The following is a 25028-nucleotide window of genomic DNA, read 5'->3' on the forward strand; positions in this document are numbered from 1 at the left end:
TATGGCTAAAGAACAACAGTCAACACCTGAGCTTGAACCAAAAAAGAAGAGTGGCTTCTTTAAAAAGTTATTTTTGTTTTTCATTGTACCTTTAACTTTTATTATAGCTGTGTTGTTAGTGGTGACACAGTTACTAAATGTTAATGTCTTTAACTTAAAAGATATGGACATCCCCTTTGTAACTTCACAAAAGGAAAAAACAAAAGAGCAGGCAGTTAATAATGACGAAAAAGTATTAGAGTTACAAGGCGTCATTGCTGAAAAAGAAGCGCAAATCGCTGAAATTCAAGCCCAATTAAAAACAGCTGAAGAGTCTAATGAAAAACTTTTAGCTGAACAAGAGAAAATAACTTTTGAATTAGAGAAAGTTAAGCGCGAAAAAGACGATACTAAGAGTGAGCACAGTGAAATTGTAGCTACTTATGAAAAAATGTCAGCCAAGGCTGCTGCACCAGCAATTGTTAAATTAAGTGATGCTGAAGCCTTACGTATTTTAGCAGGATTAAAAACAGATACACTTGCTAAAATATTTGAGAAGATGACACCTGAGCAAGCTGCGAAATATACTGAGCTATTAGCTAAGCAGTAAAGGAGGTGAAAAAATCAAGTGAATGTCCAACTTATGCAAATGGTGCAGGTGAAAAAACCTGATGCACTAGAAATTCCGAAGGCAGCAACTAAAAATGACTCTTTTGGCACTATGTTTAATAAAGCCATTAATCAAAATCCAGTAGCAAATCAACAAGTTAACGAGACAATACAAGATGAAGTGCCAGCAGTTTTAGAGACAACCTCACTAAAAGAATTGCTTGATTTATTAGGTATTGAGCAAGTTGATGGGCTACTACTAATTGATGAACAACTTGTAGCAGTAGAGGATTTACTGCAAGATTTGCCAGCCTTGCTAGGAGCACTTGGCATGGAAGAGGAGCAATTACAACAAATTGTTCAAGCTTTAACGGGTGAAGAAGTAGAAGCACGTGATGCTTGGGATTTATTAACGCTATTAGCGGCAAATGATACCAATGTTCAAGCACAGCTTTCTACTATGCTACAGGGTGAGCATGATGTAACCCCAAAAGAAGCCAATAAATTTTTAGAGTTATTAAAGTTTGTACAAGTGGCTACTAAAGAAGTGGACTTGACTAGTATGCAGGAGGCTAAAGTTCAGCCGTTAACGAACTTATTACAGTCACTCGTTACTACAATGACTAAGCCAACTGAAACAGAGGTTAAGCCAGTCTTGCCATTTGAACATTTATTAGCACAAACTAAATCAGAGATTAAGCCGACTGGGCAAGAGGCTGTAACTACAAATACGGTGCAAACACGACCTAACACATTTCAAGTAACCTTGCCGCAGGCACAACCTGCACAATCCGAGGCGCTACTAAAGGAAATGCAAGCCATTATTAATAAGGCGCAAATTTCGCAAAACCAAGGTATTACACGCTTAATGATTAAATTATACCCAGAAAATTTAGGGACATTACGTATCGAATTAGTGCAACAAAATGGTATGTTAACAGCACGTATGCTAGCTTCTACAGCATCTGGGCGTGAAATGATTGACAATCAATTACATCAACTGAAACAAGCCTTTGTACAACAAGGTTTACAGGTAGAGCGTATTGATGTTGGTCAAACCTTACAAGATACGGATCGTAATAACCGTGAGCAGCAAGGTTTCTTTAATCAATTTTTTAAGCGTCAACAAGAAGAACAACAAGAGGACAAAAAAGATACTAAAGAGCAACAAAGCTTTGAGGAGTTTTTAGAAAACGAGGAGGTATAATGAATGCCAGTTACAACAGTAGGTCATAACGGCAATAATGTTTCACGTACAAAGCCATTAGAGTCAGGCAAAATTACGGATGATTTATATTTAAAAAATTATAAAGCACCTGTAAAAGAAACAGGCAATTCAATGCTAGGTAAAGATGCGTTTCTAAAGTTACTGATTACTCAATTGCAAAATCAAGACCCTACTAACCCAATGGATGACCGTGAGTTTATTGCGCAAATGGCTCAGTTTTCTTCATTAGAGCAAATGCAAAATATGACTAAAGCAATGGAGTCACTACTGCTATCTCAACAGCAATCACAGTTAATGGAATATACCAACTTCATTGGTAAAGATGTGAAATGGCATGAGCTATCTGAAGAGAAGGATAAAGAAGGTAACTTCATAGTCAAAGAAGGCAATGGTATCATTCAGTCTGTACAGTTTAAAGATGGTGAGGCTATTTTTACACTGGCTGATGGTAAAACGATTGGTTCTGGTAATATCTCAGGTGTATTAGGTAATGGTGCAGTAAGTAACAATGAGTCACCACTTGTCCAAGCGAGTGCTTTAATAGGCAAGAAGGTAACTTATAAAGAAGACGAAACAGAAGTTGAAGCGCGTGTTATTTCTGTATCAAATAAAGATGGCAAGATGACATATGTCTTAGATAATGATAAGAAGGTTACAGCAGATCAATTTACTGTAATTAGTGAATAAGGTTGGTGAAGCAGTTGCGACATATGGTAGTACAACGTGTGCCTTTGCAACCTACGATACCATTACCACCAAAAACAGCTCATAAAACTGCAAAGACTTCGTTTTCAGCTCATTTAGAGCAAGCGAGTACAAAGCAATTGAAGTTGAGCAAACATGCTTCAGAGCGCTTGCAAGAACGTCAAATTAACATTACTGCAAATGAGTGGCATAATGTGTCAGACAAGGTGCAAGAAGCTAGTTTAAAAGGGGTTAAAAACCCACTCGTTTTGATGGAACAAGCGGCATTAATTATTAGTGCAAAAAATAGCACAGTAATTACAGCGATGGATCGCATGGAAGCAAGAGAACAAATTTTCACGAATATTGACGGCACAATTGTGCTATAGGGCTGGACCTTCTTAAGCTAAGGAAGCCTTAGCATTTGCTGACTGATAGACGCAAGTGCGACGACAATCGAAGGGAGAACAATACATTATGTTACGTTCCATGTATTCAGGGATTTCGGGTTTACGAAATTTCCAAACAAAGTTAGACGTTATTGGTAATAATATCGCTAACGTTAACACACACGGTTTCAAAAAAAGTCGCGTTATCTTCAAGGACTTAATTTCACAAACACAATCAGGTGCTTCTGGCGCAACGGCCACACGTGGTGGTGTTAACCCCAAACAAGTAGGTTTAGGAGCACAAATGGCAGCGATTGATACGATGCACGGTGGAGGTTCAATGCAATCTACGGGTAACGTACTTGACTTAGGGATTGAAGGCGACGGTTTCTTTATGGTAGCTGATGCTAACGGTGAAGCACGTGATGACACAGGTGCAATTACCACAGCAGATCCTGCATTTACAAGTATATTGTATACGCGTGCAGGTAACTTTTATATGGATAACGACGGTTACTTAGTAAATGCTGACGGTAAGTATCTAGTAGGTGTAAGAGCTGAATCTTTAGTGTTTGAGAAAGAAGACGATGGTATTTTATCAGAAGACGCGCCCAACGTTTCGGGTGATGAAGGTGCAAACTTATTTGACGAGGATCAGAACCTAGCACCAGGTGAAGGCGATATTGGACCAATTCGTATTCCTACAACCGCTGAATCTATGTCAATTGGACAAGATGGTAAAGTAACATATGTCGATTTAAATGGTAAGCTACAATTTGCAGGACAATTAATTATGTCAAAATTCCCTAACCCTGGTGGTTTAAATAAAGTTGGAGGTAACTATTACCAGCCAACGGCTAACTCAGGTAATGCCTATGCACAAACAGCTACGGTAGCAGGTATGGGTACTGTACAATCAGGTTTCCTTGAAATGTCCAATGTTGACTTATCAGAAGAATTTACAGAGATGATTGTAGCGCAACGTGGTTTCCAAGCCAATACGCGTATTATTACAACATCAGATGAGATTTTACAAGAGCTTGTTAACTAAAACGATAGTAAATAGATGGAGTAATTTATTGTGAAGGAGGGTCGGGCCGGCTCTTCAAATGGACCGGCCCTAATTCAATGATCGAAGTAACACGATTAAGTGGTAAAACGTTCACAATTAATGCGTTATACATAGAAACTGTCGAATCATTTCCAGATACGACAATTCGACTTACGACAGGATCGACAGTATTAGTAAAAGAATCTGAAGAAGAGGTGCGAGAAAAGGTTAGAGCCTTTTATTTAAATATACAAATATTATCAAACCCGCACCTACGAGGTGAAGATGATGAAGAAAAATAAGACGATGACGATTGTAATAATTGCGCTAGTAGTAGTTATTTTAATCGGTGTTGTAATTACTGTAGCGTTAATGATGCGCGGTGGTGACGACAAAGAAAAGAAAGAAACAAGGATTGAACCATCTATTGAAGATATTTTATTAGCATCAGTGGATGTAGAAGAAATCACTACGAATTTATCTGATAAAAAGTTTGTGCGCTTAACATTAAAGATTCAAACAACAAGCGAAGAAGCGGCAGCAGAGCTAACACAACGTGATTTCCAAACGAAAAATATTTTAATTAAAGAACTCTCTGAAATGTCTTCTAAGGATTTAGAAGGTAAAGAGGGAAAATTAATGCTTGAAAACACACTGAAAACGCAGTTAAATGAGCTTATGCGTGTAGGTGAAATTAATGAAGTATCGATTACTTCATGTATTATTAGTTAATAAATTATTGAGTTAAATTGGAGGTGGGCAAATGGCGGGAGATGTATTATCCCAATCGGAAATTGATGCGTTGCTCTCCGCAATATCTACGGGTGAAATGACAGCTGATGATATTAAAAAAGAGGATGAGGAGAAACGTGTTAAAGTATACGATTTTAAACGAGCATTACGCTTTTCGAAAGACCAAATTCGTAGCTTAACACGTGTGCATGAAAACTTTGCGCGACTCATTACAACATTTTTCTCAGCGCAGTTACGTACATATGTGCAGATTACTGTAGCATCAGTTGACCAAATACCGTTTGAAGAGTTTGTTCGCTCAATTCCAAATATGACACTAATTAATGTGTTTGAAGTGCCGCCTCTTGACGGTAACATTTTGATGGAAATTAATCCGAACATTGCCTATTCTATGCTAGATCGTATGATGGGAGGGATGGGGGAGAGTCATAGTAATGTTGATAATTTAACTGAGATTGAAACAAAAATTATGACAAACCTCTTTGAACGTTCCTTTGATAATTTACGAGAAGCATGGGAAAGTATTGCAGAGATAGACCCAATGTTAGTAGAACTAGAAGTAAATCCACAGTTTTTACAGATGATTTCACCAAATGAAACAGTAGTTGTAATTTCCTTGAATACAGTGATTGGTGAAACTAGTGGTATGATTAATATTTGTATTCCGCATGTTGTGTTAGAGCCAATTGTGCCAAATCTTTCAGCACGTTATTGGATGCAAGCAAATACAAAAGAAATGTCACCAGAGCAAATTAAAGCATTAGAAACTAATGTTAAGCGTTCAGAGTTACCAGTAAGCGTTGAGCTAGGGACAGCTGATATTACAATTCAAGACTTCTTAATGATGCAGTACGGTGATGTATTGCAGTTAGATAAACAAATTGATAGTCCACTTGTATTAAAAGTAGGCAACTTACCTAAATTTACAGTGCAGCCTGGTAAGGTAAATAAGAAATTAGCTGTGCAGATTATTGAACCAGTGAAAGGGGGAGACGAAGATGAGTGATGAAATGATATCGCAAGAAGAAATTGATGCGCTATTACGAGGGGAGTCTTTAGCAGATAAAGAGCCTGTAAATGAAGCTACTGCTGATGACGAAGTTCGTGTAGAGGATTATTTAAATGAGATGGAGCAAGACGCACTTGGCGAGATTGGTAATATTTCATTTGGTAGTTCAGCTACAGCACTATCTTCATTGTTAGGACAAAAAGTTGATATTACAACACCTAGCATATCCATGATAAACCGTAATAAACTAGAGGAGGAGTTTCCTCATCCTTATGTAGCCGTTCAAGTTGAGTATACAATTGGTCTGCTAGGTATGAACTTACTTGTGATTAAGCAATCAGATGCAGCAATTATTGCTGATTTAATGCTTGGTGGCGATGGTTTAAACCCGAATGAAGAGCTTGGCGAAATTCAATTAAGCGCAGTGCAAGAAGCTATGAATCAAATGATGGGTTCAGCTGCTACATCCATGTCAGCTATTTTTAATAAAAAAGTTGATATTTCACCGCCTTCAATTGATTTAATGAATATTACTAAAAAAGAGGGCGAGGAAAATATTCCAGAAGATGACTTACTTGTTAAGGTGTCTTTCCGCCTACGTATAGGAACACTTATTGATTCTAATATTATGCAGTTATTACCTTTACGTTTTAGTAAAAATATTGTTGATTCATTATTAAATGGCGGTGCAGAAGAGGAAGAGGTTGTACCAACACCCGAACCAGTTGCACCAACGCCAGCACCATCACTTGAGAAAGAACCTGTTGCGCCAGTTGCACCACAACAGCAACAAGCGGTGCCACAACAGCAACCGCAAATGCAACAAGCACCACCAATGCAACAACAATATCAGCAACCAATGTATGATCCAATGCAACAGCAATACCAGCAGCCAATGTATCAACAGCAACCACAAATGCAACAAGCACCACCTGTTAATGTACAGCCTGCACAATTTGCATCATTTGAATCAACAAATTTAGGTCAAAATGAAAATAGAAATCTAAATATGTTGCTTGATATCCCACTACAAGTTACGGTAGAGTTAGGACGTACGAAGCGTTCTGTAAAAGAGATTTTAGAACTATCTGGTGGATCGATTATTGAGTTAGATAAATTAGCTGGTGAACCAGTAGATATTTTAGTCAATAGTCGTTTAATTGCTACAGGGGAAGTAGTAGTTATTGATGAGAACTTTGGTGTTCGAATTACAGATGTATTAAGTCAAGCAGAACGAATTAATCACTTACGATAAATGATTTGGAGGAAATAATTATGTCAAAAAGGATTCTAATTGTTGACGATGCAGCATTCATGCGCATGATGATCAAAGACATCTTGTCTAAAAATGGTTTTGAGGTAGTAGGAGAAGCAGCAGACGGTATGCAAGCTGTTGAGAAGTACAATGAATTAAAGCCGGATTTAGTTACAATGGATATTACAATGCCTGAAATGGATGGTATCGCAGCATTAAAAGAAATTAAAGCGAGTCACCCATCTGCAATTGTTATTATGTGTTCAGCTATGGGACAACAAGCTATGGTAATTGATGCGATTCAAGCTGGAGCTAAAGACTTTATCGTTAAGCCATTCCAAGCAGACCGCGTTATTGAAGCTATTCAAAAAGCGTTGAGTTAAGCCGATGCGAATTAACTTTGTGCGAACAATGTTACTCGCGTTGCTTATGATGGTTGTCATAATACCGACAGCTATGGCAGATGAAAAAATGCCTACAGCGAAGGATATGATAGAGGGAAATACTGGTCAAACTTCGCCTGATAAGGCAAAAGAACCAGTATTGAAAAAAACACCAGCACTTGAGGATGAAGCTCAAGTGTCTGGTGTTCCTAGTTATACCTTTTGGGAATTTATTAAAATTATTTTAGCATTAGCATTTGTCATAATTTTATTATATGCGGTACTGAAATTTTTAAATAAGAAAAACTTAAACTATCAGCAAAACCAAATGGTTCAAAATTTAGGTGGCGTCTCGGTAGGTGCACAAAAGTCGGTACAACTTTTGCAAATTGGCTCAAAAATCTACATTATTGGTGTAGGTGAGGATGTTCAATTGCTAAAAGAAATTACAGATGAGCAGGATATTGATACTTTGTATAAAATTTATGAAGATAAACAAGTATTAGCGGCAGCACCTATTAAATTAAAAGAAGTTTTTTCGAAATTCCGTAAAAAAGACACAACAGAACAGCCAGAATTTAATGACTTATTACAGCAACGCATTTCAGAAATTGAGAAAGAACGTAGTGCAGAAATGAAGAAATGGAAGGAAAAGGAGAAGGGTGATTTATGACATACATGTTAGCCGCATTTAGTAACGGCATTGACCCCGCAGATGTCTCCACTTCTGTAAAATTATTATTGCTACTTACGGTACTATCATTAGCACCAAGCATTTTAATTTTAATGACTTCATTTGCTCGTATTGTGATTATACTTAGCTTTGTGCGTACAGCACTAGCTACACAACAAATGCCGCCTAACCAAGTTATAATTGGCTTGGCATTATTTTTGACTTTTTTCATTATGGCACCGACCTTTAATGAAGTGAATAAAGAAGCACTGCAGCCCCTATTTGCAGAAGAGATAGCATTAGAAGAAGCCTATGATAAGGCGAGTGTGCCATTTAAGGACTTTATGAGTGAGCATACAAGGCAAAAGGATTTGGAGTTATTTATGAGCTATAACGGGATGACAGAGCCACCTGCAACGGTTGCAGAAATACCTTTAACAATGCTTGTGCCAGCATTTGCGTTAAGCGAAATTAAAACGGCTTTCCAAATTGGCTTTATGGTGTTTATTCCGTTTTTAGTAATCGATATGATTGTTGCGAGTACACTAATGTCGATGGGTATGATGATGTTACCACCGGTAATGATTTCATTACCATTTAAAATTTTATTATTTGTATTAGTCGATGGTTGGTATTTAGTGATGAAATCAATATTACAAAGTTTTTAGGGGATGAAGCATTATGACAGGCGAAATGGTGATATCTGTTGCAGAACGTGCGATTACAGTTGTGCTAATTACAAGCGGACCGCTTCTTATGATTGCATTAATAACAGGTTTAGCAGTAAGTATATTTCAGGCAACCACATCGATTCAAGAGCAAACCTTAGCATTTGTACCTAAAATTGTAGCAGTTCTTGTGGGTATGGTGTTCTTTGGACCGTGGATGTTGTCGCAAGTAACGGGATATGCTAAAGATATTTTTGAGAATTTAGTTCGCTATATAGGGTGAGTAGATGAATGAATTACTACCTAATTTCACGGTGCTGCTACTTATGATTGTTAGGGTTTCGGCATTCTTTGTAACTGTACCCTTTTTATCTTACCGAACGATTCCACAACAAGTTAGGATTTCATTAGCGGTTGTCCTAGCGTTTTTAATGTATTTTACTATGACTGATATTGAACCATTTATCGTTGATGGTACATACATACTTTTAATTATAAAAGAAGCAGTAGTTGGTTTATTTATCGGACTCTTAGGTTTTATGATTATGTCGGCGATTCAAATTGCAGGTAGCTTTATTGATTTTCAGATGGGGTTTGCGATTGCTAATATCATTGACCCTCAAACTGGGGCACAAAGCCCATTAGTGGGACAGTTCTTCAACTCGCTAGCATTACTATTGTTACTAGCCGTTAATGGACACCATTTAATTATGGATGGTATTTTTTATAGTTATCAATTTTTACCGATGGATCAATTATGGCCAGCATTTGGCGAAGAGCGTTTGATTAGTTTTGTGTTAACAACGTTTACAGCAGTCTTTGCGATTGCTTTCCAAATGGCAGCGCCTGTAGTAGCTACCCTATTTTTAGTCGATTTAGCTTTAGGTATTACAGCAAGAACGGTGCCGCAACTTAATATTTTCGTGGTAGGTTTTCCTATCAAAATTACAGTAAGTTTTATTGTTATTGTGATTATGATACCTGTAATGATGGAAGTTGTATCTAAGCTAATTTCGATAATGATAGTAGCGATGAGGGATTTAATGATTATATTAGGTGGTGGCTAGGATGTTATTGCGTTTAGATTTGCAGTTTTTCGCAGGTGAGAAAACTGAAAAGGCAACCCCTAAAAAAAGACAAGATGCAAGGAAGAAAGGTCAAGTTATTAAAAGTCAGGATATTACGAGTGCTATTGTTATGCTGCTAGTTTTTATTTTTTTAGTGGCATTTGCGGGTTCATTTACAGCTAATATCCAATCTTTTTTTAAGCAAACTTTTCTTCATAATATGCATATTCAAGAGTTAACTATAGAAGAAACCATGCAACTGTTTAAAAGCATGCTACTTGAGTTAGCAATTATTATTTTACCGATTATGGGTGTAGCAATGGTTGCTGCACTACTAGGTAACTACATACAATTCGGATTTTTATTTACGACAGAGTCGATGAAATTTGATTTAAAAAAGATGGACCCTATTAAAGGGCTTAAACGTATTTTTTCAGTTAAGGCTATTATTGAACTATTAAAGTCTGTTTTAAAAATTGCTTTTATTGGTAGTGTGACTACTATTATTGTGTGGACAAATATTAAAGCAGTACTAGCCTTATCGTTCAAAAGCCCTGAGGAGACATTAGTAACAGTAGCTACATTAGTAGGTACAATGGGTATAGCGGCCTCATTAGTGCTATTATGTTTATCCGTTTTGGATTGGTCGTATCAAAAATATGATTATGAAAAAAACCTTAAAATGTCTAAGCAAGATATTAAAGATGAATATAAAAATAGTGAGGGTGATCCACTCATCAAATCCAAAATCAAACAACGTCAGCGTGAGATGGCTATGCGTCGTATGATGTCCGAGATTCCGACAGCAGACGTAGTTATTACTAACCCCACGCACTATGCGCTAGTATTGAAATATGATGAAGATGAGATGGATGCACCAAAGGTTGTAGCTAAAGGTACAGATTTTGTTGCTCAAAAAATTAAGTTAATTGCTAAGGAGCACGATATTGTAATGGTAGAAAATCGACCTTTAGCTAGAGCTATGTATGACCAAGTTGAAATTGGTGATGCTGTACCAGATGAGTTTTTTAAAGCGGTAGCAGAAATTTTAGCTTATGTTTACCGCATTAAGCGTAAAATTTAGAGGATTAAAGCAGGAGGGGAAAAAATGAAGTTTCGCGATGTAGGAGTATTAGCTGCAGTTATTATGATTATAGCAATGCTCATCATTCCTCTACCTCCATGGATGTTAAGTTTTCTTATTGTGATTAACATTTCATTAGGATTAATGGTTTTATTAACGGCTATGAATATGAAAGAAGCGTTAGACTTTTCTATTTTCCCTTCAATCATTTTACTATTAACATTATTCCGCTTAGGGTTGAGTGTATCTACAACTCGTGCGATTTTAGCAAACGGTGATGCAGGTCAAGTTGTTGATACGTTTGGTGATTTCGTAGTAGGCGGTAATATTTTAGTAGGTTTAGTAGTATTCTTAATTTTAGTATTAATCCAGTTTATTGTTATTACGAAAGGTTCTGAGCGTGTAGCAGAGGTAGCAGCACGATTTACATTAGATGCGATGCCAGGTAAACAAATGAGTATTGATGCGGATTTAAACGCAGGTGTTATTTCTGAGCGTGAGGCACGAGAGCGACGTGAAAAAGTTTCAGGAGAAGCTGATTTTTACGGTGCGATGGATGGTGCTACAAAATTCGTAAAGGGTGATGCTATTGCCTCTATGGTTATGGTTATTATCAACTTACTATTTGGTTTAATTATTGGTGTTGTACAAATGGACTTAGAATTTGCAGAAGCAGCAACGAAGTTTTCTAAATTAACAGTGGGTGACGGGATTGTTGCACAGATTCCTGCTCTTTTAATATCTACAGCGACAGGTATTGTTGTAACACGTGCATCATCTAAAGGTAGTCTTGGTGGAGATATTACAGATCAACTGTTTGCTCAAGCTAAATTAATGTATATTGCCGGGGGCACAATTGTATTACTAGGTTTATTCACACCAATTCCAATGTTAATTACGATTCCAGTAGGCGGCTCACTGATTTTAGGCGCTTATATGATGGACCGTAAGAAGCCTGAAGACGCAGAAGAAATGCTTGAAATTGAAGAAGAGGAAGCTACGGATGTTATGAAGAGTCCAGAGAATGTGGTTAATCTCTTGACTGTTGATCCAATTGAATTTGAGTTTGGTTATGGCTTAATCCCATTAGTGGATGCTTCGCAGGGTGGGGACCTATTAGACCGAGTAGTTATGATACGTCGCCAACTGGCGTTAGAGTTGGGTATTGTCATTCCAGTAGTGCGTATTCGTGATAATATTCAATTACAACCAAATGAGTACCGTATTAAAATCAAAGGGAATGAGATGGCAAAAGGTGAGCTATTACTTGATCACTATTTAGCAATGAGTCCTGGTGACGATGATGCTATTGAGGGTATTGATACAGTTGAGCCATCCTTTGGCTTACCAGCAAAATGGATTACTGAGCAAGAGAAAGAAAATGCTGAAATGTTTGGTTATACAGTAGTTGACCCACCAAGTGTTGTTTCGACACACTTAACGGAAATTATTCGTGCAAATGCACACGAATTATTAGGTCGTCAAGAAACAAAGCAACTGGTCGATCATTTACACGAGACATACCCAATCCTTGTAGACGAGCTAACACCAACACCATTATCTATTGGCGAAATTCAAAAAGTGTTGGAGCGCTTATTACGCGAAAATGTTTCGGTGCGTAATTTACCTATTATTTTCGAGACATTAGCGGATTACGCTAAGCTTACAAGCGATACAGATGTATTAACAGAGTATGTTAGACAAGCATTAGCAAGACAAATTACCACACAATATGTTGGGGATCAAGAGGCATTAAAAGTTATTACGGTATCAGGAGCAGTGGAAAAACGTATTGCTGATAGCATTCAACAAACGGAACATGGTAATTATTTAGCGATGGACCCAAATGATTCACAACAAATTTTAGAGGCTGTTGCCGCTGAAGTAGAGCGTGTATCCTTTATGGAGCAAAACGCGATTATTATTTGTTCGCCAGCAATTCGTATGTATATGCGACAATTAACTGAACGATATTTCCCACAAGTTCCTATTTTATCTTATAATGAATTAGATGCAGCTGTAGAAATCCAAAGTGTTGGAGTGGTGAATGTAAATTGAAAATGAAAAAATATATTGTATCCTCAATGCCTGAAGCAATGAAGAAGATTCGTGAAGATTTAGGCGAGGATGCTGTAATTTTAAATACGAAGGTCATTACAAAAAAGAAAATGTTTGGCTTAATTAAACAAAAAAGTTTTGAGGTAGTTGCTGGTGTGGACGAGATGACACAGCCAGTAACACCTAAAGCAACGGTACAGCCTACAGTACCAGCTATGATGCAAGACGATGTATCACAGTCTCTTAAGAAGGAAATTGATGATTTAAAAAAATTGATGCAGACGGTTCAGCAGCAAACTAAGCAACAAGATGCTGTGCCAGAGCAACTACAACCATTTGTTAGTTACCTACGACGCCAAGAGCTAGGCGAGGAGCTCATCACAGCAATACGTGATGAGCTTTTTGTGCATCTAGAAAATGAAGGAAATGTAACGGTTGAGCAGTTTGAGAAGATTAGTGGAAATGTGATTCGGCAGGCATTATCTCATTTACCGATGGGTGGTTTAACATTTACAAAAAAACAGGTACATGTTATTGGACCAACAGGTGTGGGTAAGACTACAACGATTGCCAAGATGGCAGCACGTGCGGTATTGCAAGAAAAAAAGAAAATTGCTTTTATTACGACGGATACGTATCGTATTGCAGCAATCGAACAATTAAAAACATACGCTGGTTTATTGCAAGCGCCAGTAGAAATTGCCTACACAGAGGAAGACTACCAAAATGCTCTCACAAATTTGTCACATGTTGATGTAGTGTTTGTTGATACAGCGGGACGTAATTACAAAGATGGTAAATATGTGGAGGATTTACGAGAATTAATTGGTTTTACTGAAGATGCTGAGTCATTTTTAGTATTAACGACTACAGCAAAAGAAAGCGATATGGTTGCTGTAATTGATCAATTTGTAGATATTCCAGTGGAAAAATTTATCTTTACGAAGGTTGATGAAACAAATTCTATTGGCACGATTATAAATTTAATGCTTAAATATAATAAAGGTCTTGCTTACTATACAGATGGGCAAGAAGTCCCTGAGGATATTGAAGAAGCAACAATTGATAAATTACTACATTTATTATTTAAAGGTGAGCCGATATGAGAGATCAAGCTGAGGCGTTGCGTATGAAGTTATTGGAGCAGCAAGGTCAGTTGGGTAAGGCTGTGGCTATCGTTAGTGGTAAGGGCGGTGTAGGAAAAAGTAATTTTTGTATGAACTTTGCCCTACAATTAGCAAAACAGCAAAAAAAAGTTGTCATTATGGATATGGATATTGGTATGGGAAATATTCATATTTTAATTGGTGAGAGTGCTAGTTATAATCTCGGAGATTATCTTAAAGGTGAACGCTCATTAGAAGATGTTGTATTAAGTGCACCTTATGGTATGGACTATATTGCAGGTGGCTCAGGTATGTCATCTGTACTAGAGTGGACTGACAGCATGTTTGAGCGTTTAATTATAGCGTTTGATGAACTGTTAAAAGACTATGATTACCTACTGTTTGATATGGGAGCAGGCGCCACAAATTGGTCTTTAGACTTATTAATGTCGATTGATGATGTTATAGTAATAACAACAGCAGAGCCCACAGCTATTACAGATGCCTATTCTATGATGAAGTATATTCATCTGAAAGATGATGCTAAGCAGTATTACCTAATTTGTAATCGTGTGCTGTCCAAGCAGGAAGGTGAGGAAACGACCTCACGCTTGCAGCTAGCTATGCAACGCTTCCTCGAAAAAGATATTCAGGTACTAGGTACAATGCCTGAAGATTTAGCCGTCAGACAGGCGGTGCGTGAACAGGTACCATTTTCAGTGAGTTACCCTAATGCCGCTGTAACTAAGGCACTACGCTTGATTGTGCTACGCTTTTTAGAAGAGCCACAAATAGAAGTGGCGCAACAACCTACTACATTTTTACGTAAATTACGCAATATTTTTTCGAAAGGACGTGATTAGCTTTGAGTCTCTCAAAGAAAAATAAAGTGCTAATCGTTGATGATTCGGCATTTATGAGAAAGCTAATAAGTGATTTCTTTGTTGATCACCCTACAATTGAAGTAGTGGGTACAGCACGCAATGGTAAGGATGCAATTAAGAAGGTACAGCAGCTAAAGCCAGATGTTATTACGTTAGATGTTGAGATGCCTGAAATGAATGGTATTGATGCATTAAAAGAAATTATGAAAATCAGTCCAATGCCTGTTGTTATGTTATCGAGCAAGACAAGAGAAGGCACAGAAAGTACATTAAGTGCTATGGAACATGGTGCTTTTGATTTTGTAGCGAAACCGAGTGGTACTATTTCTTTGGACTTGCATAAAATTAAGGAACAGCTTGTTAAAACGGTAGAAGAAGCATTAAAAGTGCCAAAGAGTAAATTTAACTCATCCGTTAAAGTTACACGTAGCGTGCAACCAGGTCATGTGATAGACACACCAAAGCGTGCCCAGCCTAAACGACCTAATTTTAGCAGTGCGAGTAAAAAAATTGTACTAATTGGTACGTCTACAGGTGGACCACGTGCTTTACAACATGTTATTACAAAATTGCCTAAAAATATGAAGGCTCCTGTAGTAATTGTACAACATATGCCAGCAGGCTTTACTAAATCACTAGCTGAGCGCTTAAATCAGCTAAGTGAGATTACAGTTAAGGAAGCAGAGCATGGCGATATTTTACAAAACGGGCATGCGTATGTTGCACCAGGTGGTTATCACCTACGTATTAACAAGGTAGGGACAGCATACGCCATAGGACTGGATAATAAAACACCAGCACGTTCGGGGCATCGCCCAGCCGTAGATGTAATGTATGAGGAAATGAGTCAATATAAAGAGCTGGATAAAATTGCTGTCATTATGACGGGGATGGGTGCAGATGGCTCTAAGGGACTAATTGAACTTAAAAAAACAGGTAATACAATAGCAATAGCAGAGTCAGCAGAAACATGTATCGTTTATGGTATGCCTAAAGCCGCGGTGGAAACGCAGCTCGTTGATGAGGTCGTTTTTGTTGAAGATATCGCACAAACAATCATGAAATATTTGCCTTAAAAGGGGTGCTTTAGTATGGATGTCAATCAATATTTAGAGATGTTTATTGAGGAAAGTAAAGAGCATTTACAATCGTGTAGTGAGCAACTACTCGTATTAGAAAAAAACCCAGAAGATTTAGCAATCGTAGGAGAAATTTTCCGTTCGGCACATACCTTGAAAGGTATGTCGGCAACAATGGGCTTTGAGGATTTAGCAAACTTAACGCATAAAATGGAAAATGTGTTAGACGCGATTCGTAATGAAAAAATCGAGGTAACACCTGAAATATTAGACGTTGTCTTTGAGTCTGTTGATCACCTTGAAGAAATGGTTATGGATATTGCTGCAGGTGGCGATGGTAAACGAGATGTAGAGTCAACGGTAGCCTTACTGAAGCAAATTGAGTCAGGCGAAGAAGTGGTTACAATGCCAGCAACTCCAGCAACACCAACTGAGAGTGTAGAAGCAACAGCACTAGCTTATGATGATTATGAGAAGACTATTATTGTTCAATCATTTGAACAAGATTATAAGGCCTATGAAATTAGCATCACGTTGCGTGATGACTGCCTACTAAAAGCAGCTCGCGTTATTATGGTATTCCAAGTGCTTGAAAAGGAAGGTGAGGTTGTTAAAACATCGCCTTCTATTGAAGAACTAGAAGAAGAAAAGTTTGATAGCACTTTCCATATTGCATTTTTAACGCAAACAGCTATGGAAGACCTTCAAACTAAAATTATGAATGTATCCGAAGTAGGTGCGGTTGATATTACCGTGTTAACTGCAGATTCATTTAAAGAGCCTGAACCAGAACCAGTAGTAGAAGCACCTGCTGTAGTAGTACCGCCACCTGCTAAGAAGGAAGAAACGCCTGCTAAAAAGCCGCAAAAAACAACGGCTGTTGTGGGTAATAAGACAATCCGAGTTAACATCGAGCGCTTAGATATTTTAATGAACTTATTTGAGGAGCTTGTGATTGATCGAGGGCGTCTGCAATCGATTTCGACAGAGGTTAATCATAATGAATTAAATGAAACGGTAGAGCGTATGAGCCGCGTTATGGGCGATCTACAAAATATCATTTTAACAATGCGCATGGTACCTGTTGAAACAGTATTTAACCGCTTCCCTAAAATGATTCGTCAGTTATCGCGTGAATTAAATAAAAAAATCAACCTTGAAATTATTGGTGCGGAAACCGAGCTCGATCGTACTGTAATTGATGAAATTGGCGATCCACTTGTGCACTTAATTCGTAACTCTGTTGACCATGGTATTGAAAGCCCAGAGGCACGTATGGCTAAAGGTAAACCAGCTGAGGGTACAGTTGTACTACGTGCTTACCATAGTGGTAATCATGTCTTCATTGAGATTGAGGATGACGGAGCAGGAATTAATAAAGAAAAGGTACTTGCCAAAGCATTATCTAAAGGTGTAGTTACACCAGAAACAGCTGAGACGATGACCGACAAACAAATTAATGAACTGATTTTAGCATCAGGCTTCTCAACAGCTGATCAAATTTCCGATGTATCAGGTCGTGGCGTAGGGCTAGACGTTGTAAAAACAACAATTGAGTCATTAGGTGGTAACATTTCTATTGATTCTATTCAAGACTCAGGGTCAATCTTCTCTATTCAACTGCCATTAACACTTTCAATTATTTCGGTTATGTTAGTTGAGATTGAGCAAGAGATTTATGCAATCCCACTTTCTTCGATTATTGAAACAGCTATCATCAAAAAAGAAGAGATTTTAAGTGCGCATAATCAAAAGGTAATTAACTACCGCGGTACAGTTGTACCATTAGTATTCCTTGAAGAAATCTTTGAAGTGCCGCGTACAGCGCCAGCGAGTGACGAGTTCCATTCGATTGTTGTTGTGCGTAAGGGTGAGAAATTAGCAGGACTTGTGGTAGATTCATTTATTGGACAACAAGAAATTGTTTTAAAATCATTAGGTGATTACTTAACAAATATTTTTGCGATTTCAGGTGCAACCATTTTAGGTAATGGTAAGGTAGCATTAATTGTAGATTGCAACGCATTAATTAAATAATAGATTGAGAGGTGTCGTACTATGTCAACAGCTACAGAGCAAGAGAGCATGAAAGTTATTGTATTTCAATTAGAGGATAAAGAATATGCTATCCCTGTATCACGTGTACAAGGCATTGAGCGCTTAATGCACATTACACGCGTGCCAAAAACACCAAACTACGTTAAAGGTGTTATTAACTTACGTGGTGTTGTAACGCCTATTATTGATTTACGCGAGCGATTTTCTTTACCTGCTTCTGATAATCAAGATGCTACACGTATTATTATTGTTTCAATTAAAGATACAGAGGTTGGCTTTATTGTAGACTCTGCTAATGATGTATTAGACATTAATACTAAATCCATTGAGCCGCAGCCAGAGGTTGTTGGTACGGTGGAAGAAGAATTTATTTCAGGCGTATCACGCTTAGATAATCGCTTACTAATTTTACTTCATTTAGAGAAGGTATTAGTAACGCTACAACAATAGGAGGCAGTGACGCATACCATGGATAAGCAAATTACATCACTTCATTTAGATGTATTAAAGGAAATTGGTAATATTGGCGCTGCGCATGCTGCAACTTCACTATCGATGTTGCTAAATAAAAAAATTGATATGCATGTTCCAAAGGTCGAAATGGTACCCTTTAATGACATGATGGAGCTTGTTGGAGGTCCTGAAAATGTAGTAGTAGGCATTTACTTACGCATTGAAGGGGACGCAAAAGGTAGTATGTTCTTTATACTGCCTGTCGAGCAGGCTGACCGTTTTATTCAACGCTTAATTCAAGACGAAGCGTTTAGCTTTAGTAAGATGCCAGTGGCGGAAATTGGACTCTCTGCTATGCAAGAGATGGGCAATATTTTATCAGGCTCTTATCTATCGGCTTTTTCGGATTTTACAGGCTTAAAAATTTACCCTACTGTACCAGGGTTAAGTGTAGATATGTTTGGTGCTATTATTAGCACAGGCTTAATCGAGCTATCACATGTGAGTGATCATGTGATTGTAATCAACACATCCATTTTAGAAGAAGGTATCGAACCAACAGAATCAGTGAAAGGGCACTTTTTCTTATTGCCCGAGCCATCCTCATTTACCGCAATATTTAATGCGTTAGGGGTTTCGTAAGCGTGTTTAGCACGAATAAGGTAGTTAAAGTAGGGATTGCACAAATGGATGTGGCGAAAGCGCCCGAAACCATTCGAACCTCTGGTTTAGGTTCGTGTGTGGGCGTGGTGCTTTATGATGAACGAAAAAAAATTGCAGGGTTAATTCATATTATGTTGCCTGACTCGACGCTAGGTAAGGTAGTACCAAGCAACGTAGCTAAATTTGCAGACACAGGTATAGATGCAATGATTGGTGAATTAACCAAGCAAGGGGTACAAAAGTTTAGTTTAAAAGCGAAAATTGCAGGCGGTGCACAAATGTTTAAATTTTCGTCTGAACAGGATGCGATGCGTATCGGTCCACGTAATGTTGAGGCGGTAAAACAAGCGCTCCGCAAAAATGGTGTGCGCATTGTAGCTGAAGATACAGGCGGTAGCAGTGGGCGCACAATAGAGTTTAATCCAGACACAGCGATGCTAATGATTCGCACAGTTAATCAGGGAGTGAGTGAGATATGATGTTTGGATCTATATTTTATAATCTATGGGGAGCACTACTGGCATTTTCCACATACTTCTTTTTAAATTTCATGGGTCCTACAGCACCAATAATGATTATTGTTAAATCATTTATTGCAGCAGTTATTGGATTTTTAGTTACATATATCATTCGCTTTTTAATTTCCTACGTATTATATACACCAGAGGAAGAACAAGCACTTGAAGAAGAAGCTGAAGAGGCTAGCATGCCTTCGTCAGCAACTGCTGAGGAGTTTGCGGAAGAAAATCCAGAAGAGGTCGCAAAAGCCGTGCGAACTATGATGGATGATGAAAATAAAATAGCTTCATAAAAATAAAGATTGCTTTTTTGTATAAATTTGTACAAAAAGCAGTCTTTTTTATTTGCAATTCGTAATGGAGACATGAACTTTAAAGAGAAATTTGCTACAATGAGAAATAAAACGAATTTTTAGAAAGGCGGGATCATATGGCGCAAACTAATCGCGAAGAACAAATCCTTTGGCAACGTTGGGGCAGAAATCGAGATCCACAAGCAGGAGATTTATTAGTGAAGCGGTATATGCCACTAGTATCCTATCACGTACAAAGAATTAGCGTTGGGCTTCCTAAGAGTGTTTCGCGCGATGATTTAACAAGTTTGGCAATGCTTGGTTTATTTGATGCATTAAATAAATTTGATACAAATCGCGAATTAAAGTTTGATACGTACGCCTCATTTCGCGTAAGAGGTGCAATTATTGATGGGCTACGTAAGGAAGATTGGCTACCACGTTCAGCACGTGATAAGGCGAAGAAGTTAGATGCTAATATTGAGCAGCTTGAACAACGATTACAACGTCATGCCACACCTGAAGAAATTGCACGTGAAATGAATATGCCCGTTGAAGACGTATATAAAACCGTACAAGAGCATTATTTTGCGAATGTACTATCTATTAATGAGCAACAAGAGTTAGATGACTTTGAAGGTAAGGCTTTTGTCATTCGTGATGATCATACTCGTACACCAGAACAACAAATCGTACATACCGAATTACTAGGTGAGCTGGTACACCATATTGAAAAACTCAATAAAAATGAGCAGTTGGTTGTTAGTTTATTTTATACAGATGAGATGACCTTAACTGAAATTGGAAAGGTGCTTGGCTTATCTACGTCACGTATTTCACAAATTCACTCTAAAGCATTATTTAAATTACGTGAGCTATTAACGAAAGATGCGATGAAATTATAAGGAGTGGTGGCTATGAGCTTAAAAGGTGTAGAATTACAAATTGCCATACCTAAAACATTTGATGCTGGTAAAATGCTTGATCAAGCACAGCAACAAAACCATGCCAACCAAATGAATGCCAATGAAGCATTAAAGAAGGAAATTGAACGTCAGCAAAAGATTGTGAATACCTCTGAAGAGATGGACGGAATTAAGGATGATGGCGAGGGCGGACAGCAGTATGAAGCGGACCGTCAAAAAAAAGAACAGCAACAAAAAGATGCGAAAAAAAATACACACCACCCATTCAAAGGGAATTTCGTAGATTTTAGTGGATAGGGGTTTAGTATGATTATTGCAAGTATCGTCATATTGTTTATTTTGCAACTTTTGATGTTTTTCTTTATTGTGTTGTTACAACTTAAAGTAGCACGTTTTAACCAACTAGAAGAAAAACAAAATCGTTTAATGCGTGAGATGGACACAACAATTAGTACGTATTTAATACAGATGCAAGAAGAAAACAACCGCTTTATTGAGGAGTTAACAAAAACACCGAAGGCACCAACGCAACCTGTCGTGCATAAGCAGACGAAAAAGCCTACGGTAGATATTGTAGAGTCTACAGAAGTAACGTTACCTAAAGTACAAGAGAAGCCGCGTATGGTTGTGCCTAAAACAAAGGCGGCCAAAGCTTACCAACAACAAGAGGTAAAAGCTCCTATTGCTAAGCCACAGACAGTGGAGGAGCAAGCAGTGGCATTAGCAGCTAAAGGATTATCAACAGAAGCAATCGCTAAACAGCTTCAAAAAGGCAAGACAGAGATTGAGCTGTTATTGAAGTTTAGGGCATAAAATAGTTGCGAACACTAGGTAGCTGTGGTATATTATCACATGGTGTTATCAATACACACGTATTTTGATGTAGTAAGTGGTGCTCTAAAATTTAGAGTAGCTTGTTACAATTGATAAATGCGGAGGAAATTAACCAAAACTAGGAGGAAACAAACATGTCAGTAATTTCTATGAAACAATTACTTGAGGCTGGTGTACACTTCGGTCACCAAACTCGCCGTTGGAACCCAAAAATGAAGAAATATATCTTCGTTGAGCGTAACGGTATCTACATCATCGACTTACAAAAAACAGTTAAAAAATTAGAGGAAGCTTATGACTTCATGCGCCAAGTTGGTGCTGATGGTGGTAAAGTTCTTTTCGTTGGTACGAAAAAACAAGCACAAGAAGCTATCAAAGAAGAAGCAGAGCGCTCTGGTAACTACTACATTAACCAACGTTGGTTAGGTGGTACTTTAACTAACTTCGAAACTATCCAAAAACGTGTTGCTCGTATGAAAGCAATCGAAAAAATGGAAGAGGACGGTACTTTTGAAGTACTACCTAAAAAAGAAGTAGTTCAACTTAAAAAAGAACACGAACGTCTTGTTAAATTCTTAGGCGGTATCCGTGATATGAAAGGTTTACCGGATGTAATGTTCGTAGTAGACCCACGTAAAGAGCGTATTGCAGTAGCAGAAGCTCGCAAATTAAACATTCCTTTAGTAGGTATTGTTGATACAAACTGTGACCCAGATGAAATCGACTACGTAATCCCTGCTAACGACGATGCTATCCGCGCAGTTAAATTATTAACTGGTAAAATGGCTGACGCATTAATCGAGTCTAAACAAGGTGAAGAAGAAGCTCCAGCTGAAGAATCAGCTGAGTAATTCTCACGTTTATGTGAAGGTGATAGGTGGCTCAAAACCCTTATCACCTTTTTTTAAAACATAATATACGCAACACAACTTTGAGGAGGAAATTAACATGGCAATCACTGCACAATTAGTAAAAGAACTTCGTGAAAAAACAGGCGCAGGTATGATGGACTGTAAAAAAGCTTTAGTAGAAACTGATGGTAACATCGACGCTGCTATCGACTTTTTACGTGAAAAAGGTCTATCTTCAGCTTCTAAAAAAGCTGACCGTGTAGCTGCAGAAGGTACAACTTACATTTTAGTTCAAGGTAACGAAGCAATTATCTTAGAAGTAAATGCTGAAACTGACTTCGTAGCTAAAAACGATAAATTCCAAGCTTTAGTATCAGGTCTTGCTGAGCAAATCCTTGCTGCTAAACCAGCTTCAGTTGAAGAAGCTTTAGAATTAACTAACGCTGAAGGTGTTAAAGTTGTAGACCAAATTTCTACAGCTGTTGCGACAATTGGTGAAAAAATCACATTACGTCGTTTCGAAATTAAAACAAAAACTGATGCAGATGCATTCGGTCCTTACCTACACATGGGCGGTAAAATTGCTGTATTAACAGTAGTTGAAGGCACTACTGATGAGTCAGTTGCTAAAGACGTAGCTATGCACATCGCTGCATTAAACCCACAATACATTTCACGTGACGAAGTGTCTGCTGATGAAGTAGAGCACGAACGCAAAATCCTAACTGAGCAAGCTTTAGGAGAAGGCAAACCAGAAAACATCGTTGCGAAAATGGTTGAAGGTCGTCTTGGCAAATACTTTGAAGAAGTATGTGTACTTGACCAATCTTTCGTTAAAAACCCAGATCAAAAAGTTCGTGACTTCGTTAAAGCTGCAGGCGGCGAATTAGTATCATTCGTACGTTATGCTGTTGGTGAAGGTATCGAAAAACGTGAAGATAACTTCGCTGAAGAAGTAATGAGCCAAGTTAAAGGTAACTAATTTAGACTGAAACGATATTTGCGTATCAGTTGAATATCGTTTAGCTAATTTAATACCAACTCATAAAGGGAACACAGTTACTTTCGTGTTCCCTGTTTTTTGGAAAAAAACGAAAGTATGTGCTTACATACGAGAAATAAATGTCTGATGGAGGGTTTAAGTAATGAGTGTGCCAGAATACAAACGAGTAGTCATTAAACTAAGCGGTGAGGCGTTAGCAGGTGACGCAGGCTTCGGTTTATTACCAGAAGTAATTAAGTCTGTAGCAAAAGAAGTTAAAGAAGTAGTAGACCTAGGAGTTGAAGTTGCAGTCGTTGTAGGTGGCGGTAACATTTGGCGTGGTAAAATCGGTAGCGAAATGGGCATGGACCGTGCAGCAGCTGATTATATGGGAATGCTAGCAACAGTAATGAACTCTCTTGCACTACAAGATGCTTTAGAGAAATTAGGTATTGAAACACGCGTTCAATCATCAATCGTTATGACACAGGTAGCTGAGCCATATATTCGACGCAAAGCAGTACGTCACTTAGAGAAAAAGCGCGTAGTAATCTTCGCAGCGGGTACAGGTAACCCATTCTTTTCTACAGATACAACAGCAGCTTTACGTGCAGCAGAAATTGATGCAGATGCCATCTTAATGGCGAAAAATAATGTTGACGGTGTATATTCTGCGGATCCAAAAGTAGATGCAGATGCCGTTAAATACGACACACTCTCGTACTTAGACGTAATCCAACAAGGATTGCAAGTAATGGATTCAACAGCATCAACCCTATGTATGGACAATGATATCCCACTTATCGTATTCTCTATTACAGAGAGTGGCAATATTAAGCGTGCCGTACAAGGCGAAAAAATCGGAACAATTGTTAGGAGGAATGCATAATGGCAAACGCAATTTTAACAGAAGCTAAAGATAAAATGGGAAAATCAATTTCTTCATTTTCACGTGAACTAGCATCAATTCGTGCAGGACGCGCAAATGCATCATTACTTGATCGCATTTCAGTAGAGTACTACGGTGCACCAACACCATTAAATCAAATGGCGGGGATTTCAGTACCAGAGGCACGCCTTTTAGTGATCCAGCCTTATGATAAAACAGTTTTAGGTGAAATCGAAAAAGCGATTTTACGTTCTGATTTAGGTATTACACCAACAAACGATGGTTCGGTAATCCGCATCATGATTCCTGCTTTAACAGAAGAGCGTCGTAAGGACCTTGTTAAATTAGTAGGTAAAGAAGCTGAAAATGCAAAAATCGCTGTACGTAATGTACGTCGTGATGCAAATGATGATCTTAAAAAAGCTGAAAAAGCTAGCGAGATTACAGAAGATGAGCTACATGGTTTAAATGAAGATGTACAAAAATTAACAGACACATATATTGCTAAAATTGATGAAGTTGCAAAAGATAAAGAGCAAGAAATTTTAGAAGTATAATTAAACTTTTAACAGCGAGAGGCGTCCTATTTTGCAGGACGCTTT

Annotated in this window: 31 protein-coding genes; all 31 read left to right on the plus strand. The window is 38.0% G+C overall.

Annotation, left to right across the window (positions count from 1 at the left end):
* Nucleotide 1 precedes the first annotated feature (1 nt).
* The 31 genes from CH76_RS00565 (at nt 2) to frr (ending at nt 24983) form a co-directional block, all read left to right on the plus strand.
* A complete protein-coding gene (locus tag CH76_RS00565; protein ID WP_036141397.1) occupies nt 2-589 on the plus strand; it encodes a MotE family protein in 588 nt (195 codons plus the stop codon).
* Between the two features lie 18 nt (nt 590-607).
* Nucleotides 608-1795 (plus strand): flagellar hook-length control protein FliK, encoded by a 1188-nt coding sequence (locus CH76_RS00570; protein ID WP_051910115.1) that lies wholly within the window; start codon nt 608-610, stop codon nt 1793-1795.
* Nucleotides 1796-1798: 3 nt separating this feature from the next.
* Nucleotides 1799-2503 carry a flagellar hook assembly protein FlgD gene (gene flgD / locus CH76_RS00575; protein WP_081892584.1) on the plus strand — a complete coding sequence of 235 codons (705 nt, stop codon included), beginning with the start codon at nt 1799-1801 and terminating at the stop codon, nt 2501-2503.
* 23 nt (nt 2504-2526) lie between these two features.
* Complete coding sequence (locus CH76_RS00580) at nt 2527-2889, plus strand: TIGR02530 family flagellar biosynthesis protein (protein WP_036141399.1); 363 nt, start codon at nt 2527-2529, stop codon at nt 2887-2889.
* An 88-nt stretch (nt 2890-2977) separates the two neighbouring features.
* Nucleotides 2978-3940, plus strand: a complete 963-nt coding sequence (gene flgG / locus CH76_RS00585) for a flagellar basal body rod protein FlgG (RefSeq protein ID WP_036141402.1) — start codon at nt 2978-2980, stop codon at nt 3938-3940.
* Nucleotides 3941-4017: 77 nt separating this feature from the next.
* Complete coding sequence (locus tag CH76_RS00590) at nt 4018-4242, plus strand: flagellar FlbD family protein (protein WP_036141404.1); 225 nt, start codon at nt 4018-4020, stop codon at nt 4240-4242.
* Nucleotides 4229-4672 carry a flagellar basal body-associated FliL family protein gene (locus tag CH76_RS00595; protein WP_036141407.1) on the plus strand — a complete coding sequence of 148 codons (444 nt, stop codon included), beginning with the start codon at nt 4229-4231 and terminating at the stop codon, nt 4670-4672. The genes CH76_RS00590 and CH76_RS00595 overlap by 14 nt, the downstream gene beginning before the upstream one ends.
* A 31-nt stretch (nt 4673-4703) precedes the next feature.
* Entirely contained in the window at nt 4704-5699 is a 996-nt protein-coding gene (gene fliM, locus CH76_RS00600) for a flagellar motor switch protein FliM (RefSeq protein ID WP_036141408.1), read from the plus strand.
* The gene (gene fliY, locus CH76_RS00605; protein ID WP_036141411.1) at nt 5692-6957 is read left to right on the plus strand and encodes a flagellar motor switch phosphatase FliY; all 1266 of its coding nucleotides are present in this window, start codon (nt 5692-5694) and stop codon (nt 6955-6957) included. Before fliM ends, fliY begins: the two co-directional genes overlap by 8 nt.
* Before the next feature lie 20 nt (nt 6958-6977).
* Nucleotides 6978-7340: a response regulator gene (locus tag CH76_RS00610; RefSeq protein WP_036141413.1), complete on the plus strand. Its 363-nt coding sequence runs from the start codon at nt 6978-6980 to the stop codon at nt 7338-7340.
* Between the two features lie 4 nt (nt 7341-7344).
* Nucleotides 7345-8013: a flagellar biosynthetic protein FliO gene (locus CH76_RS00615; RefSeq protein ID WP_036141416.1), complete on the plus strand. Its 669-nt coding sequence runs from the start codon at nt 7345-7347 to the stop codon at nt 8011-8013.
* Nucleotides 8010-8681, plus strand: coding sequence for a flagellar type III secretion system pore protein FliP (fliP, locus tag CH76_RS00620; RefSeq protein ID WP_051910116.1), 672 nt, complete (start codon nt 8010-8012; stop codon nt 8679-8681). The genes CH76_RS00615 and fliP overlap by 4 nt, the downstream gene beginning before the upstream one ends.
* A 13-nt stretch (nt 8682-8694) precedes the next feature.
* On the plus strand, nt 8695-8964 hold the full coding sequence (gene fliQ / locus CH76_RS00625) for a flagellar biosynthesis protein FliQ (RefSeq protein ID WP_036141418.1): 270 nt from the start codon (nt 8695-8697) through the stop codon (nt 8962-8964).
* Between the two features lie 4 nt (nt 8965-8968).
* Nucleotides 8969-9748, plus strand: a complete 780-nt coding sequence (gene fliR / locus CH76_RS00630; protein WP_036141421.1) for a flagellar biosynthetic protein FliR — start codon at nt 8969-8971, stop codon at nt 9746-9748.
* A gap of 1 nt (nt 9749) precedes the next feature.
* On the plus strand, nt 9750-10832 hold the full coding sequence (flhB, locus tag CH76_RS00635) for a flagellar biosynthesis protein FlhB (RefSeq protein ID WP_036141424.1): 1083 nt from the start codon (nt 9750-9752) through the stop codon (nt 10830-10832).
* Nucleotides 10833-10856: 24 nt separating this feature from the next.
* Nucleotides 10857-12890, plus strand: a complete 2034-nt coding sequence (flhA, locus tag CH76_RS00640; RefSeq protein ID WP_036141427.1) for a flagellar biosynthesis protein FlhA — start codon at nt 10857-10859, stop codon at nt 12888-12890.
* Nucleotides 12887-13996, plus strand: a complete 1110-nt coding sequence (flhF, locus tag CH76_RS00645; protein ID WP_036141430.1) for a flagellar biosynthesis protein FlhF — start codon at nt 12887-12889, stop codon at nt 13994-13996. The genes flhA and flhF overlap by 4 nt, the downstream gene beginning before the upstream one ends.
* Complete coding sequence (locus CH76_RS00650; protein ID WP_036141433.1) at nt 13993-14859, plus strand: MinD/ParA family protein; 867 nt, start codon at nt 13993-13995, stop codon at nt 14857-14859. Before flhF ends, CH76_RS00650 begins: the two co-directional genes overlap by 4 nt.
* 53 nt (nt 14860-14912) lie before the next feature.
* The gene (locus tag CH76_RS00655; protein ID WP_235190332.1) at nt 14913-15956 is read left to right on the plus strand and encodes a chemotaxis response regulator protein-glutamate methylesterase; all 1044 of its coding nucleotides are present in this window, start codon (nt 14913-14915) and stop codon (nt 15954-15956) included.
* Between the two features lie 15 nt (nt 15957-15971).
* Nucleotides 15972-17996, plus strand: a complete 2025-nt coding sequence (locus tag CH76_RS00660; protein WP_036141438.1) for a chemotaxis protein CheA — start codon at nt 15972-15974, stop codon at nt 17994-17996.
* Nucleotides 17997-18017: 21 nt separating this feature from the next.
* Complete coding sequence (locus CH76_RS00665; RefSeq protein WP_036141441.1) at nt 18018-18467, plus strand: chemotaxis protein CheW; 450 nt, start codon at nt 18018-18020, stop codon at nt 18465-18467.
* A gap of 18 nt (nt 18468-18485) precedes the next feature.
* On the plus strand, nt 18486-19112 hold the full coding sequence (locus CH76_RS00670; RefSeq protein WP_036141444.1) for a chemotaxis protein CheC: 627 nt from the start codon (nt 18486-18488) through the stop codon (nt 19110-19112).
* A 44-nt stretch (nt 19113-19156) separates the two neighbouring features.
* Entirely contained in the window at nt 19157-19612 is a 456-nt protein-coding gene (locus CH76_RS00675) for a chemotaxis protein CheD (protein ID WP_051910148.1), read from the plus strand.
* Nucleotides 19609-19944 carry a hypothetical protein gene (locus CH76_RS00680; protein WP_051910117.1) on the plus strand — a complete coding sequence of 112 codons (336 nt, stop codon included), beginning with the start codon at nt 19609-19611 and terminating at the stop codon, nt 19942-19944. Before CH76_RS00675 ends, CH76_RS00680 begins: the two co-directional genes overlap by 4 nt.
* Before the next feature lie 137 nt (nt 19945-20081).
* Nucleotides 20082-20849, plus strand: coding sequence for a FliA/WhiG family RNA polymerase sigma factor (locus CH76_RS00685; protein WP_036141452.1), 768 nt, complete (start codon nt 20082-20084; stop codon nt 20847-20849).
* A gap of 12 nt (nt 20850-20861) precedes the next feature.
* Complete coding sequence (locus CH76_RS00690) at nt 20862-21167, plus strand: hypothetical protein (RefSeq protein WP_036141455.1); 306 nt, start codon at nt 20862-20864, stop codon at nt 21165-21167.
* A gap of 9 nt (nt 21168-21176) precedes the next feature.
* A complete protein-coding gene (locus CH76_RS00695) occupies nt 21177-21683 on the plus strand; it encodes a hypothetical protein (protein ID WP_036141457.1) in 507 nt (168 codons plus the stop codon).
* Nucleotides 21684-21838: 155 nt separating this feature from the next.
* Nucleotides 21839-22555, plus strand: coding sequence for a 30S ribosomal protein S2 (rpsB, locus tag CH76_RS00700; protein WP_036141460.1), 717 nt, complete (start codon nt 21839-21841; stop codon nt 22553-22555).
* A gap of 97 nt (nt 22556-22652) precedes the next feature.
* Nucleotides 22653-23537, plus strand: a complete 885-nt coding sequence (tsf, locus tag CH76_RS00705; RefSeq protein ID WP_036141463.1) for a translation elongation factor Ts — start codon at nt 22653-22655, stop codon at nt 23535-23537.
* 163 nt (nt 23538-23700) lie between these two features.
* Nucleotides 23701-24426, plus strand: coding sequence for a UMP kinase (gene pyrH / locus CH76_RS00710; protein WP_036141466.1), 726 nt, complete (start codon nt 23701-23703; stop codon nt 24424-24426).
* Nucleotides 24426-24983, plus strand: a complete 558-nt coding sequence (gene frr / locus CH76_RS00715) for a ribosome recycling factor (protein ID WP_036141469.1) — start codon at nt 24426-24428, stop codon at nt 24981-24983. The genes pyrH and frr overlap by 1 nt, the downstream gene beginning before the upstream one ends.
* The last annotated feature ends 45 nt before the right edge of the window (nt 24984-25028 follow it).

Origin of the sequence: Lysinibacillus sp. BF-4 (genome assembly GCF_000743635.1) — a bacterium.
Lineage (GTDB): Bacteria > Bacillota > Bacilli > Bacillales_A > Planococcaceae > Metalysinibacillus > Metalysinibacillus saudimassiliensis.

Bases quoted from the DNA above. Each gene is read 5' to 3' on its own strand.
- CH76_RS00565 (WP_036141397.1), top strand. From the start codon at position 2: ATGGCTAAAGAACAACAGTCAACACCTGAGCTTGAACCAAAAAAGAAG.
- flgD (WP_081892584.1), top strand. From the start codon at position 1,799: ATGCCAGTTACAACAGTAGGTCATAACGGCAATAATGTTTCACGTACA.
- CH76_RS00580 (WP_036141399.1), top strand. From the start codon at position 2,527: ATGGTAGTACAACGTGTGCCTTTGCAACCTACGATACCATTACCACCA.
- flgG (WP_036141402.1), top strand. From the start codon at position 2,978: ATGTTACGTTCCATGTATTCAGGGATTTCGGGTTTACGAAATTTCCAA.
- CH76_RS00590 (WP_036141404.1), top strand. From the start codon at position 4,018: ATGATCGAAGTAACACGATTAAGTGGTAAAACGTTCACAATTAATGCG.
- CH76_RS00595 (WP_036141407.1), top strand. From the start codon at position 4,229: ATGAAGAAAAATAAGACGATGACGATTGTAATAATTGCGCTAGTAGTA.
- fliM (WP_036141408.1), top strand. From the start codon at position 4,704: ATGGCGGGAGATGTATTATCCCAATCGGAAATTGATGCGTTGCTCTCC.
- fliY (WP_036141411.1), top strand. From the start codon at position 5,692: ATGAGTGATGAAATGATATCGCAAGAAGAAATTGATGCGCTATTACGA.
- CH76_RS00610 (WP_036141413.1), top strand. From the start codon at position 6,978: ATGTCAAAAAGGATTCTAATTGTTGACGATGCAGCATTCATGCGCATG.
- CH76_RS00615 (WP_036141416.1), top strand. From the start codon at position 7,345: ATGCGAATTAACTTTGTGCGAACAATGTTACTCGCGTTGCTTATGATG.
- fliP (WP_051910116.1), top strand. From the start codon at position 8,010: ATGACATACATGTTAGCCGCATTTAGTAACGGCATTGACCCCGCAGAT.
- fliQ (WP_036141418.1), top strand. From the start codon at position 8,695: ATGACAGGCGAAATGGTGATATCTGTTGCAGAACGTGCGATTACAGTT.
- fliR (WP_036141421.1), top strand. From the start codon at position 8,969: ATGAATGAATTACTACCTAATTTCACGGTGCTGCTACTTATGATTGTT.
- flhB (WP_036141424.1), top strand. From the start codon at position 9,750: ATGTTATTGCGTTTAGATTTGCAGTTTTTCGCAGGTGAGAAAACTGAA.
- flhA (WP_036141427.1), top strand. From the start codon at position 10,857: ATGAAGTTTCGCGATGTAGGAGTATTAGCTGCAGTTATTATGATTATA.
- CH76_RS00650 (WP_036141433.1), top strand. From the start codon at position 13,993: ATGAGAGATCAAGCTGAGGCGTTGCGTATGAAGTTATTGGAGCAGCAA.
- CH76_RS00655 (WP_235190332.1), top strand. From the start codon at position 14,913: ATGAGAAAGCTAATAAGTGATTTCTTTGTTGATCACCCTACAATTGAA.
- CH76_RS00660 (WP_036141438.1), top strand. From the start codon at position 15,972: ATGGATGTCAATCAATATTTAGAGATGTTTATTGAGGAAAGTAAAGAG.
- CH76_RS00665 (WP_036141441.1), top strand. From the start codon at position 18,018: ATGTCAACAGCTACAGAGCAAGAGAGCATGAAAGTTATTGTATTTCAA.
- CH76_RS00670 (WP_036141444.1), top strand. From the start codon at position 18,486: ATGGATAAGCAAATTACATCACTTCATTTAGATGTATTAAAGGAAATT.
- CH76_RS00675 (WP_051910148.1), top strand. From the start codon at position 19,157: ATGGATGTGGCGAAAGCGCCCGAAACCATTCGAACCTCTGGTTTAGGT.
- CH76_RS00680 (WP_051910117.1), top strand. From the start codon at position 19,609: ATGATGTTTGGATCTATATTTTATAATCTATGGGGAGCACTACTGGCA.
- CH76_RS00685 (WP_036141452.1), top strand. From the start codon at position 20,082: ATGGCGCAAACTAATCGCGAAGAACAAATCCTTTGGCAACGTTGGGGC.
- CH76_RS00690 (WP_036141455.1), top strand. From the start codon at position 20,862: ATGAGCTTAAAAGGTGTAGAATTACAAATTGCCATACCTAAAACATTT.
- CH76_RS00695 (WP_036141457.1), top strand. From the start codon at position 21,177: ATGATTATTGCAAGTATCGTCATATTGTTTATTTTGCAACTTTTGATG.
- rpsB (WP_036141460.1), top strand. From the start codon at position 21,839: ATGTCAGTAATTTCTATGAAACAATTACTTGAGGCTGGTGTACACTTC.
- tsf (WP_036141463.1), top strand. From the start codon at position 22,653: ATGGCAATCACTGCACAATTAGTAAAAGAACTTCGTGAAAAAACAGGC.
- pyrH (WP_036141466.1), top strand. From the start codon at position 23,701: ATGAGTGTGCCAGAATACAAACGAGTAGTCATTAAACTAAGCGGTGAG.
- frr (WP_036141469.1), top strand. From the start codon at position 24,426: ATGGCAAACGCAATTTTAACAGAAGCTAAAGATAAAATGGGAAAATCA.